10 protein-coding genes are annotated in these 15405 nt (G+C 31.9%); all 10 read right to left on the minus strand.

All coding sequences use genetic code 11. The features are described 5' to 3' along the window. Positions 1–163 precede the first annotated feature (163 nt). Positions 164–1171 carry a type I glyceraldehyde-3-phosphate dehydrogenase gene (gap, locus tag IC758_RS16880; RefSeq protein ID WP_227433773.1) on the minus strand — a complete coding sequence of 336 codons (1008 nt, stop codon included), beginning with the start codon at positions 1169–1171 and terminating at the stop codon, positions 164–166. Positions 1172–1230: 59 nt separating this feature from the next. Then, positions 1231–2253 (minus strand): sugar-binding transcriptional regulator, encoded by a 1023-nt coding sequence (locus tag IC758_RS16885; RefSeq protein ID WP_227433772.1) that lies wholly within the window; start codon positions 2251–2253, stop codon positions 1231–1233. Positions 2254–2759: 506 nt separating this feature from the next. Continuing rightward, complete coding sequence (gene rpoN / locus IC758_RS16890; protein WP_227433771.1) at positions 2760–4106, minus strand: RNA polymerase factor sigma-54; 1347 nt, start codon at positions 4104–4106, stop codon at positions 2760–2762. A gap of 151 nt (positions 4107–4257) precedes the next feature. Further along, positions 4258–6819 (minus strand): selenium-dependent xanthine dehydrogenase, encoded by a 2562-nt coding sequence (gene xdh, locus IC758_RS16895; protein ID WP_227831559.1) that lies wholly within the window; start codon positions 6817–6819, stop codon positions 4258–4260. Beyond that, positions 6813–8204: a dihydropyrimidinase gene (gene hydA / locus IC758_RS16900; protein WP_227433769.1), complete on the minus strand. Its 1392-nt coding sequence runs from the start codon at positions 8202–8204 to the stop codon at positions 6813–6815. Before hydA ends, xdh begins: the two co-directional genes overlap by 7 nt. 295 nt (positions 8205–8499) lie before the next feature. Further along, the gene (locus tag IC758_RS16905) at positions 8500–9609 is read right to left on the minus strand and encodes a 4Fe-4S binding protein (protein WP_227433768.1); all 1110 of its coding nucleotides are present in this window, start codon (positions 9607–9609) and stop codon (positions 8500–8502) included. A gap of 86 nt (positions 9610–9695) precedes the next feature. Continuing rightward, complete coding sequence (locus IC758_RS16910) at positions 9696–11048, minus strand: nucleobase:cation symporter-2 family protein (RefSeq protein WP_227433767.1); 1353 nt, start codon at positions 11046–11048, stop codon at positions 9696–9698. Positions 11049–11191: 143 nt separating this feature from the next. After that, positions 11192–12520: a putative aminohydrolase SsnA gene (gene ssnA / locus IC758_RS16915; protein ID WP_227433766.1), complete on the minus strand. Its 1329-nt coding sequence runs from the start codon at positions 12518–12520 to the stop codon at positions 11192–11194. Between the two features lie 27 nt (positions 12521–12547). Beyond that, positions 12548–14131: an N-acyl-D-amino-acid deacylase family protein gene (locus IC758_RS16920; RefSeq protein ID WP_227433765.1), complete on the minus strand. Its 1584-nt coding sequence runs from the start codon at positions 14129–14131 to the stop codon at positions 12548–12550. A 15-nt stretch (positions 14132–14146) separates the two neighbouring features. Beyond that, positions 14147–15334, minus strand: coding sequence for a YgeY family selenium metabolism-linked hydrolase (locus IC758_RS16925; protein ID WP_227481903.1), 1188 nt, complete (start codon positions 15332–15334; stop codon positions 14147–14149). Between the last annotated feature and the right edge of the window lie 71 nt (positions 15335–15405).

The following is a 15405-nucleotide window of genomic DNA, read 5'->3' on the forward strand; positions in this document are numbered from 1 at the left end:
TTTTACCCTATTAAATATATCATATTATCATATTTTTATATATAGTATGTAACATTATTTAGGTGTATTTTATATATTTTTTCTTAAAAAAAGTCCAGAGTCCGTAGTGTTAAACTACAAACTCGGACTTTGTCAATCTACTTTTCTATTTTCTAAAAGCTGACTATTTTGCTAATTGTGCAAAGTATCCTAAAGTTCTTATTAATTGAGAAGTATAAGACATTTCATTATCATACCAAGAAACAACTTTAACTAATTGTTTTCCATCTACTTCCATAACTTTTGTTTGAGTAGCGTCAAATAATGAACCGTAGCTTATTCCGATTATATCAGAAGATACTAACATTTCTTCAGTGTATCCGAAAGATTCGTTTGAAGCTTCTTTCATAGCTGCATTTATTTCTTCAACTGTAACATTTTTTCCTAATGTACAAACTAATTCAGTTATTGAACCAGTTACAACTGGTACTCTTTGTGCTGCTCCATCTAATTTTCCTTTTAATGCAGGTATTACTAAACCGATTGCTTTTGCAGCTCCTGTAGTGTTTGGAACTATGTTTCCAGCAGCAGCTCTAGCTCTTCTTAAATCACCTTTTGGATGAGGACCATCTAAAGTATTTTGGTCATTAGTATATGCATGTATAGTAGTCATTAATCCTTTTTCTATACCATATTTATCATTTAATACTTTAGCCATTGGAGCTAAACAGTTAGTTGTACAAGAAGCTCCTGATATAACTGTTTCAGAACCATCTAATATGTCACTGTTTGTGTTGAATACTATTGTTTTTAAATCTCCAGTTGCTGGTGCAGATATAACAACTTTTTTAGCTCCTGCTTGTATATGAGCTTCTGCTTTATCTTTAGAAGTAAAGAATCCTGTACATTCTAATACTATATCTACTCCTAATTCAGCCCATGGTAGGTCAGCAGGATTTCTTTCTGCTGTTACTTTTATTTCTTTTCCGTTTACTATAAAAGCACCTTCTTTAACTTCTATTTCACCGTTAAATCTTCCTTGAGCTGTATCATATTTAAATAAATGAGCTAACATTTTAGCATCTGTTAAGTCGTTTATTGCAACAACTTCAAACTTATCTTGTTGCTCCATCATTTTTCTTAATGCTAATCTTCCTATTCTTCCAAATCCATTTATAGCTACTTTAACCATTTTCGCTACCTCCTATAAAGTAAATGTATGTTGTCTAGCTCTGTGCTAGTTTTCGACTTTTATAATAATGACAATATCTTATAAGCACTTTCTTCATCTGTTACAAGAACCATGTTTTTATGCATATTTGATATGGCTAATAAGGCTTCTACTTTTTCTGTTCCTGCAAAGATTGCAATAGTTTCTTTTACTTCTTTAACTGTCTCTAAATCAATTCCAACAGTATTTAATTTATAAACTATTTCTCCATCTTTGTTGAAATAATATCCAAATGCTTCTCCAACTGCATTTTTAGATAATATCTCGTTAACTTTATCTTCTGGAAGTTTTCTTCTCTTTGCCATGACATCTGCTCTACCTATGCTGAAAACTAAAATGTCTGTTCTTTTAATATACTCCAAAGTTGTCTTAATCTCTGGCACTTGGCTAAGAGTTTTCATTGCACTCTCGTCCAATTCATCTGGTATATGTAAAAGTTTGCAATTAGAGTGTAATTTCTTACTTACTGAAGCAACTATACTATTAGACTGCATCTCTACATCAGTTCCCATACTTCCTCTAGCTGGCACTATTGTAGAGTTTGGATATCTCTTATCAGTTTTAATAACATTTGAAAACTCTAACATAGTGCTTCCCCCTGTTATTGAAACTATATCTCCATCTTTTAAAATACCTAAGAAATACTCGCATCCATATCTAGTTACATCTTTTAATAAGCTTCCATTTTCATCACAGCTTCCAGGAACTAGTATTACCTTTTTTATTCCAAGCTTTTCTCTGACCCTATCTTGTAACTTAGACAATCCCATGATGTCACTCATGATGTCTTTAAGTTTATCTAATAAATCAGAACCTTCTTTAGTGATAGTCATTCCAGATACAGCAACATCTATAAGTCCTTGTTCTTTTAAAAACTCTGTTTCTGACCTAATTATTCTTTCACTAATTTCTAATACATTTGATAAAGTTCTTCTACCTATTGGTTCACTTAAAGATATTTGTCTTAAAATAGAGTATCTTCTTTCCATAAGTTCAATTGCCTGTGGAATTAGTTTCTTTTGAATTTCTAATAAGTTCTTCATAACATACTCCTTATTGCTTTCCTTTAGGGACTTTTTTTGTCCCTAGTGTTTATTTAAGTCCCACAAGATAATTTTATTTTATAGGATTTGCGTATAGATTTCAATAGTTTTTCAAAAACTTTTTTATTTTTTTGTTTTATAGCAATTTCTCCACCATTTTCAAAGTACAGTATTTTTTATTTTTTATATAATATTTTTTCCATATATTTTTTGGTTTTTATTCTAATATTTTTGACTCAATCTTGTATGTTCTACTCTGCTAGATTCTATATGTCTTTGTTTTTATACTTTATGTTTTTATTTTTATGCTCTTAAAATTAACAATAACAGTTTATTTATCTCTGTATTTTTTTGACTCTAGTTATCGTTCTAATTCCTGATTTTTCCTAATATTTAATTTTCTTTCTAATACTTTTCTTTCCAATACTTAAATTCATTTGTATAATGCTCATTTGTATTTTAATTAGCATTTCCCCTCATTTTACTGATACTTCTTTCTCTTTTCACTAATATTCTTTTCTCTTACTTGAAGACAAAATTCCTAATTCTTCACGATACTTGGCAACTGTTCTTCTTGCAACATTGATTCCTTTTTCTTTTAATAGCTTAGATATATGGTCATCACTTAAAGGTTTCTTTTTATTTTCGTCTTTTATTGTTTCCTTTATAATTTTTTTTATGCTTGTACTAGATGCCATTTCATGATTTTCAGTTTCAATAGCACTACTGAAAAAGTACCTAAATTCATATACTCCAAAAGGTGTCAGCATATATTTCCCATTTACACCTCTACTTATAGTAGATTCATGAAAATCTAATTTTTCTGCTATGTCTTTCATTTTTAAGGGCTTTATATATTTTGTTCCTTTTCTCAAAAACTCATCTTGAGCTTTTACTATTTCTTCTGCAATTTTAAGTACTGTAGTCTTTCTACTTTCTATATTTTTCATAAGCCCTGTTGCCGAATTTAGTCTTTCTTTTATAAATTCTTTTGCACTTTCGTCAGACTGTGAATTTTTTAGTATGTCTTTATAATAACTGTTTATTTTTATTTGATAGGAGTCTTTTTCATTTAAATACACAATAAATTCATCATCAATTTTTTCAACTGTTACATCTGGTTGTATATATACACTTTTTTCTACTGAACAGGTTCTTCCTGGCTTAGGGTCTAATGTTTTAATTATATTTATTAGTTCAACGCATTTTTGTAGTGACATATTGTACTTCTTGCTTATCTCTTTATATTTATTATTTGCAATTAAATTTAAGTCTTTTGTAACGATTTCCTCTAAAATTTCATTATATATTCCTAAGCTTGCCATTTGAATCATCAGACATTCTGAAAGACTTCTTGCACCTACTCCACTAGGTTCCAACTGCTGAACACTAATCAAGCATTTTTCAAAAAGTTCTTCATCTATCTTTAAAGTATCAACAATTACTTTTTCCTCAGTTCTCAAATATCCGTCCTCATCTAAGCTATCAATTATATACTCACAGACTTCCATTTGTTTATCTGTTAGCTTATATAAGCTTATCTGAAACTTCAAATCCTCATATAAATTTGACGAATATTTAACTAAATTTTCTAGATTAACTTCATTGTCAGGGTTATAACTTATTTCTGTTCTATCTAAACGTCTTGATTTTTCCATATCTTTTATATATTCTTCCCAATTTATCTCCCCACTTTTCTCAACTTCGACTAATGGGTTATTCTCTGCTTCCCTTTTAATCTCTTCTTCTAACTCCAACTTACTCATATTTAATATTGATAATGATTGCTTAAGTTGTGTAGTCATGATTAGCTTCTGAGACTGAGTTAACTCTAGACTATTATTAAAATTCATTTTGCTCACCTCTCAATTTTATTAAACTTATTTTATAAAAGAAAAACCCTCCTGTATATGTATATTCTATCATTTAAAATATACCTTATGCAAAAGGGTTTTTTTTATTTACAATTTAATTGATTTTTTTTATTTAATATTTATTTTTTTGTTATTTTTTTTTACTATATGGCGTATTTTGAAGTGGTAGTTCAGTTCTAAACTCTTTATCAAATACATAATAGGCATTTTGCACTGCTGGTGCAGTGGGAACTGTACAAATCTCTCCTACTCCTTTTGCACCATATGCCAATAAATCTTTGTTTTTTTCAACTATTACGGCTTGTATTTCTGGTATATCTGTAGATTTAAATAAGCCTAATGTACCAAATTTAGCTGTAGGTACAGAGTTGACTACTGGGTAATCCTCTGTTAAGGCATATCCAAGACCCATAACAACTCCACCTTCTATTTGCCCCTCTAAACTGATTGGGTTTATAGCTCTTCCTACATCATGTGCTGCTACTACTTTTTCTAATTTTCCATTTTCATCTAGCATTACAACTTGTGTTGCATATCCATAAGCTACATGGCTTACTGGATTTTCTTTATCAGAACCCATTTTGTCTGTAACACTTGCATATTCTCCGTAAAATTCTTCTCCCTCTAAATCAGATAATGCTTTTCCAGTTGCTAAAGCTTCTTTTAATTTAATTGCTGCAACCTTAGTAGCCTCCCCTGTAAATACTGTCTGTCTTGAAGCTGTAGTATTACCAGAATCTGGTGTCAAGTGAGTATCTGGAACTTCATGCACTATGTTTTCAGGTAGTAAATTTGCAGTTTCACAAACTACTTGAGTCATAACCGTACCAAGACCTTGACCTATACAAGAGGCACTTGTTCTTATATGAACTTTACCATCTTTTATTACCAGTCTACATCTTCCCACATCAGGTATCCCAACTCCTACACCACTATTTTTCATTGCACAAGCTATACCTGCACGTGGGTGTTTTTCATACTCTTCTTTTACAGCTTCTAATGTTTCTGCCATTGCTGTTCCTTCATCTGCAAATTGACCATTTGGTAAAACTTGACCAGGTCTTATTGCATTTTTATATCTTATTTCCCAAGGTGATATTCCAGCCATTTCAGCAAGTAAATTTAGATTACATTCTGTAGCAAAACAGCTTTGTGTAACTCCAAAACCTCTAAATGCTCCTCCAGGAGGATTATTAGTATATACTGCTGTTCCAGTTATATCAATATCCTGATAATTGTATGGTCCTGCTGCATGAGTACATAATCTTTGCAATACTGGTCCTCCAAGAGATGCATAAGCACCTGTATCAGATATTATAGTTGCTTTCATACCTGTTAGATATCCATTTTCATCACATGCTGTTGTAAATTCCATTTCTGTAGCATGTCTTTTTGGATGAACAATTATACTTTCTTTTCTAGTAAGCTGTACTTTTACAAATCTCTTTGTGTGGTATGCAAGTAAGGCTGCATGGTGTTGAACACTCATATCTTCTTTTCCACCAAATCCGCCTCCTACCATCTTATTTATCACTCTTACTTTTTCATGTGGTAATCCTAACATATCTGCACATTCATGTTGAGTAGCAAACACACCTTGGTCTGTTGAGTAAATTATTACTCCATCTTCTTCATAAGGACCTGCTACTGCACATTCAGGTTCTAAAAATGCATGTTCTGTTGCAGGTGTAGTGTATTTTTTAGTTACAACGTATTTTGAGTTCCTTATTTTTTCTTCAGCATTTCCTCTTACTAAATGTTCCTTAACAAGTACATTACCTGTTTCATGTATATTTGGAGCATCTTCTTTAAGAGCCTCTGCTGTAGTACTTAAAGGTGTCAATTCTTCATAATCTATCTTAACTAGTTTTTTCGCTTCTTCTAATGCTTCTCTAGTTTCTGCTGCTACTAAAACTATTCCATCTCCTAAGTATCTAGTTATTTCACCTTCTGGAATTAAAGTATCCCAATCTTTCTTTAAGTGACCTACTTTTATAGTTCCTGGAATATCTTTAGCTGTAAGAACTGCAACAACTCCTGGGTAAGCTTTTGCTTCTTCTATATCTATCTTTTTAACTAATGCTCTTGGATATTTGGCTCTAACTGCTGAACCATAAATCATACCTTCTAATCTTATATCATCTACATATTCAGAGTATCCAAGTGTTTTGCCTACTGCATCAACTCTATGAAGACTTTCACCAACTAGACCTTTGCAGTTTACTTTTGGCACATCTATATCTTCTCTAAATATCTTTGCTGCCAAACTCACAGCTTTAATTATTTTTACATAACCTGTACATCTACATATATTACCTTTTAAAGCTTTTTTTATGTCATCTTCAGTAGGATTATTATTAACGTCTATAAGCGCTTTTGAACTAATTACCATACCTGGGATGCAAAATCCACATTGAACAGCTCCTTGGCTGGCAAAAGAATATGCAAAAACATCTCTTTCTCTTTCTGATAATCCTTCTATAGTTGTTATATTTTTCCCAGCTAATTTATCAGTTTTAAATACACATGCTTTAGTTGCTTTACCATCTATTATGACCATACAAGTTCCGCAAGCACCTTCTGAACATCCATTTTTAACTGAAGTTATATTCATATCTTCTCTAAGGAAGTCTAAAAGTTTTTTGCCTTCTTTTGCAACAACTTTCTCTCCATTTAATATAAATTCTACCATTCTCTAGCCCCCTCTGTTAGACGCCTTTTTATATATCTCCCACTTGGAGTATTACAAATTAATTCTCCCTCTCTAACAACTTCTTTTCCTCTTAAATAAACATGTTCTATTTGACAATTTACTTCATAACCTTCATAAGGCGTATAATCTACATTTTGTAATTGTTTTTTTGCTTCTATTTTATATTTTTTATTTGGATTTAAAACTAATATATCTGCATCACTACCTATTTCTATAGTTCCTTTTTCAGGATACATTCCAAATAATTTGGCGGCATTAGTCGATGTTACTTCTACCATCTTGTTGATAGATATTTTATTTTTACAGACTCCATATGTGTATAAAAGACTCATCCTATGTTCCACCCCTGGCGAACCATTAGGAATTTTACTGAAATCGTTTATTCCAAGTTCCTTTTGCCCCCTATAATTAAAAGAACAGTGGTCTGTACCTATAGTATCTATTTGATTATTTAAAATAGCATTCCATAAAATTTCATTATTTTCTTTATCCCTTAAAGGTGGTGACATTACATATTTAGCACTTTCAAATCCTTCTAAATCATATAATTCATCACTTAATAGAAGGTATTGAGGACAAGTTTCAACTATCACATCTACTCCTCTTTGTTTAGCTTTTAGAACTTCTTCCAAAGATTCTTTACAACTTAGGTGAACAACGTACACCTTAGAATTTGCCACTTCTGCTATCTTCATCAGTCTTGAAGTTGCTTCTGCTTCTAATATAGCTGGTCTAGTTAATTGATGATATTTTGGAGATAGATTATTTTCTGCTTTTGCTTTATCCACAAGTTCACATATTATATCCCCATTTTCACAATGGAATCCAATAATCCCTCCTACCTCTTCTGCTTTTCTCAAAGCTTCAAAGATGACACCATCATCAACTTGAAGGCTTCCTTTATATGCCATATACAATTTAAATGAAGATACTCCCTCTTTCACCATGTCTTCCATTTCATTACAAACTGAAGCATTCCAATCTGTTATAGCCATGTGAAAACCATAGTCTGAATAAGATTTATCTCTAGCTTTTTCATGCCATTCATCTAATCCTTCTTTTAAAGAACAACCTCTAGATTGTGTAGCAAAATCTAAGATAGTAGTAGTACCTCCAGCTATTGCAGCTTTTGTTCCTGTTTCAAAATTATCTGCTGTCTTAGTAGTTCCTGTATCTAAATCAAAGTGAGTGTGTGTATCTATACCTCCTGGTATAATATAAGAATCACTAACATCAACTACTTCATCATTTTCTTTTGATATATCAACACCTATATCAACTATTTTCTCATTTTCTATTCTTACATCTGCACAGTAAGTTTTTTCACTTGTTACTACTTTCCCACCTTTTAAAACAATTCCCATATAGACTCCACCTTACTTATAACGTATCAATTTATTTTATCTGAAGAAATTAACTTAAAGTAATTTGATTAGAGCACTTATACACAGTAAATTTATATTTAGATTAAACCATTATTTAATTAAATTAATATTTAATTAAAATGATATTTAATTAAACTAATGTTTAGTTAAATCAACGTCATAAGATTATTAACTTCACGTTGTATTATTAATGTATAAACTTGCTTATCTAATATATTTTATTATCTTAATATATTTATTACTCTAAGTTAATTACTAAAATTCTATATAATTATTATTCATTAACAGCTTCTACTTGATTGTAGCAAATACTTAAAGCACCTTTTGGACATCTAGTTACACATAATCCACAACCAAAGCACTTATCCACATCTATATTTAATTTATCTGTCACTTCTAAAGCTTCATATACACAGCTTGTTACACATTGTTTACATTTGATACACTTATTATCATCTACAACTGGAGCCACTGCATGAGTTCTAAATCCTCTAGCTGCCATTTTCTTATGAGTTAATCCTTTGATTTCATTAACATCAGCATATCCATTTTCATCTAAGAAATCATTTAATTCTTTAGCAATTTTTCCATATATAGAAGGCCCTTTAAGGATTGCTTCTGTACATACTTGAACAGCACTTGCTCCTGCCATCATCATTTCAGCTACATCTTTTCCACAAGTTATTCCACCAACACCTATAATTGGTATATTTACAACTTGAGAAGCTTCATATATACATCTTATTGCTAATGGTCTTATAGGAGCTCCTGATAACCATCCATATCCTGCTTTACTTCCCATTATAGGGTATCCTGTGTTTACATCTATTGCCATACATGGTCCAAATGAGTTTATCATTACAAGTCCATCTGCTCCTGCTTCTTCAACAGCTTTTGCAATAGTTTGAATATCAGTATGAGGACTCATTTTCATAAATACTGGTACATCTAAAACAGCTTTTGCAGCTTTTAAAGCATTTACTATTGGAGCAACATCTGTGCCTACATAATGAGTTGATAATTCAACTGCATCTGCGTAAGGTTTTACTAAAGGTGCAACCTCAGCTATTTGTTCTGCTGAATATCCCATACTTACTATTACTGGAAGACCTGCTGCTTTTACTTTTTTGTATTCTTCTTCTATCCATTGTTCTTTTGGAAGCTCTGACCATAATTCTGTATTTAAGAAACCACTGTTAGTTTTTGCCATACATGGTCTTGGTACATCTGCTGGTAACACAGATATAGTTTTTGTACATATAGCTCCTGCTCCACCTTTTGCTGCCTCTTGACAGAGATCACCATCTTTTGCTCCAGGACCTGCCGCTGTCATAACTGGATTTAAGAATTCCATTCCATATAAATTAACTTTTAAATTAGCCATATTATTATCTCTCCCTTAATTAAATATATTTTTTAATATTTAGCTTAGATACTCTTTTGTCTATGTTGCTTTTCATTTATTTCTTCTTATTTTGCTTCTTCAGTCTTAGAAGTTTTTTCCTTTTTTGAACCTAATTCATTGAAGAAGATATTCAAAAGTACTGCTGATAAACTTCCTGTTGTTATTCCACTGTGGAATATCGTTTGCACCCAAGTTGGAAAATTATGATAGAAATCAGGATTTGTCAGTGGTATCATAGATAACCCAACACTAACTGCTACTATCACTCCATTTTTAGTTCCATCAAATTTTACTTTACTTAGAGTTTTTACTCCTCCAACCATTACCATTCCAAACATTGCAAATCCTACTCCACCAAGAACAGGCTTAGGTATTGCTCCTATTATTGCTGCAAACTTTGGTAAGAAACCAAGTACTAGCAATATTACCCCTGCATAAACTGCAATAAATCTTGATTTTATACCTGTAAGTCCAACAATTCCTGTATTTTGACCAAATGGAGTTATTGGAAATGAATTGAATATTCCAGATAAAGCTGTAGATATTCCATCTCCAAATAGACCTCTTTTAATATTTTTACCAGTTACCTCTTTGTCTACCATTTCGTGAATAGCTATCATATTACCAACTGATTCTGTCATAAGTACTAACATAATTAAGCATAATGATAATATTGCAGATGGTTCAAATCTAGGCATTCCAAATTTTAAAGGTACATTTAAGTTAAGCCAACCAACTCCACTTACTGCACTAAAATCAGCCATTCCAACTGCCATAGAAAGTAATGTACCAAGTACTATACCTACCAATATCGCTGTACTATTCCAAATTCCTTTTAAGAACTTAAATGAAAGTAAAGTTATCGCCAATACTGCTAAAGCTAATGCTAATGAGTTTGGTTCAACCGCTTCCAATTTGTTGTCAGTTATCCACTTTATCCCAACTGGGAATAGTGAAATACCTATTACCATAACAACTGTTCCAGTAACTACACTAGGGAAGAATCTTATTAGTTTTTCAAATACTGGAGCAAGTAATATACAAAATAGTCCAGCTACTATTACAGAGCCAAATACTGTCTGTATTGCAACTTGAGAATCACTATATGATGAGGCTATTGCTGTCATACCTGCCACAGCGGCAAAACTAGTTCCTTCAATTACTGGTATTTTAGCGCCTACAATATTTCCTATACCAACACTTTGTATGAGTGTTCCTATACCTGCCATAAACAAGCAAGCATTTATTAAAAAAACAATACTAGCATGATCTAGTCGTGCAGCACTTCCTATCATCATAGGAACTGCTACCGCTCCTGCACACATTGCTAAAACGTGCTGTAGTGAAAATACCCAGGATTTGGATACAGGTAACCTTTCATCTACTGGAGCTATTTTAGGGCTTTCATTTTGAGACATGTTGGGTCTCCCTTCTATATTTAGTTTAATATTCTATTCCATATATTTTTTATCTATATACTTCATTTAAATTCTACTTTTGTCTAAGTTTTATTTTTAACACTTATATTCTTCTCTCTTACTTGTATGTCATTATCAATTATTTAGATTCTATTCCATAGGTTCTGACTTAGTTCTCTACTCTTAGCTAGAATACTTTCTTCATCAATGTTTACCAATTTTCTGTCTTTCATAAGTACTTTTCCATTTATAATAGTTGTATCCACGCTTCTTCCACTCATTCCAAATATGATGTGTCCCCCTATTGTGTTTTCTGTCAATGGAGTATGTGGTGTATAATCAACTACTATGACATCCGCATAAGCACCTTTTTTAAGTATGCCTAGGTCATTTTTATAATAAGCCTTTGCTATTTTTTTATTGTTATCAAATAACATTGTTTGTGATTCTCCAAATCCAACTCTTGGGTCACTTAAGTGGTGTTTATGAATTATATTAGCAACCTTTAACGATTCAAACATATCACTAGTGTATCCGTCAGTTCCTAGACCTACTGTAACACCTCTTTTTAGTAATTCTATTGCAGGAGAACATCCAACTGCATTTCCCATATTAGATTCTGGATTATGAACTACAAATGTATTTGTTTTATTTAAAAGATTGATTTCATCTGTACTTATATATATACAATGAACTGCTATAGTCTTTTCTTTTAGAACACCAAAATCATTAAATCTTTCTAAAACTCTTTTTCCATATTTATCTACATTATATTGTAAGTCTGCTAATCCTTCAGCAACATGTACATGATAACCTGTATCAAGACCAGCCATTTCTGAGGCACACTTATTTAATGTATCATCAGACAATGTAAATGCAGCATGAAGACCAAACATTCCCTTTATCATGTCTGTATCATCTTTTTGAGCATATTTTATGAAATTTACATTTTCATTGATACCTTGTTGTATTGTATCTCCACCATCTCTATCAGATACCTCATAACAAAGGCATGTTCTTATTCCCAAATCTTTTGCAACATCTGATATTGTAAATAAACTACCTTCAATTGCATTTGGACTTGCATGATGGTCATAAACTGTTGTGACACCATTTTTTATACATTCTATATAAGTTGCATATGCACTGTATTTTGTATCTTCTAGTGTAAGTTGTTTATCAAGTCTCCACCATAAATTGTTTAATATTTCTAAAAAATTTTCAGATGGTTTTCCTGGAACTGCCATACCTCTAGCAAATGAACTGTATATATGCATATGTGAATTTATTAGACCAGGCATGATTATCTTCTTGCCTGCATCTATAAATTCATGTCCTGGATATTTCGCTTTCATTTCCTCAGTAGTACCTATATCTTCAATCAGATTGTCATTTATTACAACACATCCATCTTCCATATAGGGATTTAAAGAATCTTGGCTTATTAGCCTCCCATTCCCCACTAAAATCATAAATTTATTCCTCCTTAAAGCTAAGATTTAATTTTTAAGTACTTTTCCTGCTTTAATTTTATTGTATTTTCCTTCTTCAACAACACAATTTCCATTTATAATTACATAATCTATACCTGTCGGATATTGCATGGAATTGATAAAATCATCACATCCACTAACAGTATCCTTGTCAAATATAACTAAGTCTGCAAAATATCCTTCTTTTAGTTCACCTCTATCTTTTATACTAAAGCTTACTGCTGCTTTTTTAGTCATTTTATAAACAGCTTCTTCAACTGTTAGTACATTTAATTCTCTAACATATCTTCCTAGTATTTTAGGGAAAGAACCATATGCTCTTGGATGTGGCTTACCTGCTAAAAGACCATCTGTACATACATTTTGCTCGTCTCTTTTCATAAAACCTATTATATGTTCTTCCAATCCATAGAAATCTACCATTCCAACTGCATTTTCTTCTTCTTTTAATAAATCAAACGTTGCATCTAATGGGTCTTTACCTCTCATCTTTCCAATTTCTAGCAGGCTCTTACCAATTGTATCTTGATTTTTTTCTGTCTTTACACTTGTTACAAAAATTTGGTCTATTCCAGCAAATTCTATAAAGTTATCCCAACCTTCGATTCCATTTGCTATATCTTTTTTCATTTTTGCTCTTTCGTTTTCATCACTTAATCTTTCTATTAATTTATCAGTTCCTCCCGAATGTGCCCATGGAGGTAAAACTACTCCAAGCATTGTACTTCCAGCTGCATAAGGATATTGGTCAAATGATACTCTTATACCTTCTTTTTCTGCTTTTTCTAAAAGTTCTATAACTTGAGGTATATACTTCCAATTTGATTTACCACAAACCTTAAAGTGTGAGAAGTGAACTTTTACTCCTGATTGCTTTCCAATTTCTATAATTTCTTCCATTGATGTTAAAATTGTATCTGCTTCACTTCTTTGATGAACCACAAATACTCCATCGTATTTTGCTACTACTTTACACATCTCTATAATTTCTTCTGTCAATGAATACGCACAAGGTATATATATAAGTCCAGTTGATAATCCTATAGCTCCTGCCCTTAATTCTCTTTCTGTGATTTCACACATCTTTTGAATTTCCTCTTTAGTGGCAGGTCTATCTTCAAGCCCCATTGCTTCCATTCTTACATTTCCATGAGGTACTAAATAAGTTTCATTTAACCCTACCCCATTTTCATCCATCATTTTTAAATAGTTTTCTGTTGTTTCATATTTCCAATCAATTTCATCACTTTCACCATCTAGGCCTGCTAAATTTTTTCTCCAAGAAGATATATGCTCTTGAGGTAGAGGGGCCATAGATATTCCATCTTGGCCCAACACTTCTGTTGTAATTCCCTGTCTAATCTTTACCTCATTATATGGATTAACCAAAATCACTAGGTCTGAATGGCTATGAGTATCTATGAAACCTGGACATATAACTCTACCTTTTGCATCTATAACTTTGTCAGCTTCTTCGTTTAAATCCTGTGATATTTTTAATATTTTTTCGTTTTCTATTAAAATATCCCCTTCATATGCTGGTGTTTTATTTCCATCTACTATAAGCCCATGTTTTATTAAAGTTCTCACAAAACCATCTCCTAATTATTTTTTATAAACTGATTTTAATATTCCATAATATCCTTCTGCACCTTTGAATAATTGGTCTAACTCTATATGTTCATCTATTGTATGAGCAAGATTTTCTTTAGAAGGACCAAATCCTATAGTTCTTATCCCAGCCTCACCTGCATAATGGCTTCCATTTGTACAGAATGAATATTGAGTTATTTCTGAATCTATTCCAGCTTCTTTTAATCCTTTGTATGCTGCTTGAACAAATTCATCATCTTCATCATATAACCAACCTGGGAAGAATCTTTCACTTTCTATAGTATTTCCTGTATAACAGTCAGCTTTTTCAGATGCATAAGAAACTTTTGCATTTAATTCTGAGTCTTCTTTCATCATTTCATCTAATAATGCTTGTATTGGAGCTAGTACTCCTTCTCTTGTTTCTCCAACTAATAATCTTCTATCAAAAGTAGCTTTACAATAATCTGGCACCACTGATGCACCTGGATATGGAGAAGATTTTATATCTGTTAAAACTAATATTCCATCACCTAAAACTGGATGAGTTGGAGGTACTAATTGTTGTATTCTTTGAATTACATTAGCCATTTTATAAACTGCATTTATACCTTTTTCTGGGTTAGCAGAGTGAGCTGGTTTACCAAAAGTTTCTACAACTATTTCTCCTCTACCTCTTTGACCAATCTTTAAGTTTAGTTCTGAAGATTCTCCGATTACAACATAATCAGGTTTAACAGCTTTACTTATTTCTCTAGCTGAAACTCCTTCAAATATTTCTTCATGAACAACTCCTGCTACATATAATTCACCTTCGAAGTCTTTATTAGTATCTTCTGCAAAGTATGAAACAGCCGCCATCATAGCACTTACTTGACCCTTCATATCAGAAGTTCCTCTACCATATATTTTTCCGTCTACTATTCTTGCTTCAAAAGGAGGAACACTCCACTTACTTGCATCTGGAACTGGAACTGTATCTATATGCCCATCAAATAATATTTTTTTCCCTGGTTTGTTTCCTTTTATGCATCCTATTATATTTCCATATCTATCTCTTGACCAGCTGTCAAAACCTAGCATAGCAAAATTTTCTTCAATTGCCTTTACTACATTTTCTTCTTGACCTGAATAACTAGCATTTCTTATTAAATCTTGGCATACTTCAGTTAATTGTTTTTTTCTTATTTCATTTAACATTTTGATATTCCCCCATATAATTTTTAATTTATTGATGTTTCACTTTATTTATTGGTATTTTACTTATTTAC

This window comes from Clostridioides sp. ES-W-0016-02, from assembly GCF_020641035.1.
In the GTDB taxonomy this organism is placed as follows: Bacteria; Bacillota; Clostridia; order Peptostreptococcales; family Peptostreptococcaceae; genus Clostridioides.

What these genes read in the sequence shown, in the direction of transcription:
- gap (WP_227433773.1), bottom strand. Translation starts at nt 1,171, where the DNA reads ATGGTTAAAGTAGCTATAAATGGATTTGGAAGAATAGGAAGATTAGCA.
- IC758_RS16885 (WP_227433772.1), bottom strand. Translation starts at nt 2,253, where the DNA reads ATGAAGAACTTATTAGAAATTCAAAAGAAACTAATTCCACAGGCAATT.
- rpoN (WP_227433771.1), bottom strand. Translation starts at nt 4,106, where the DNA reads ATGAATTTTAATAATAGTCTAGAGTTAACTCAGTCTCAGAAGCTAATC.
- xdh (WP_227831559.1), bottom strand. Translation starts at nt 6,819, where the DNA reads ATGGTAGAATTTATATTAAATGGAGAGAAAGTTGTTGCAAAAGAAGGC.
- hydA (WP_227433769.1), bottom strand. Translation starts at nt 8,204, where the DNA reads ATGGGAATTGTTTTAAAAGGTGGGAAAGTAGTAACAAGTGAAAAAACT.
- IC758_RS16905 (WP_227433768.1), bottom strand. Translation starts at nt 9,609, where the DNA reads ATGGCTAATTTAAAAGTTAATTTATATGGAATGGAATTCTTAAATCCA.
- IC758_RS16910 (WP_227433767.1), bottom strand. Translation starts at nt 11,048, where the DNA reads ATGTCTCAAAATGAAAGCCCTAAAATAGCTCCAGTAGATGAAAGGTTA.
- ssnA (WP_227433766.1), bottom strand. Translation starts at nt 12,520, where the DNA reads ATGATTTTAGTGGGGAATGGGAGGCTAATAAGCCAAGATTCTTTAAAT.
- IC758_RS16925 (WP_227481903.1), bottom strand. Translation starts at nt 15,334, where the DNA reads ATGTTAAATGAAATAAGAAAAAAACAATTAACTGAAGTATGCCAAGAT.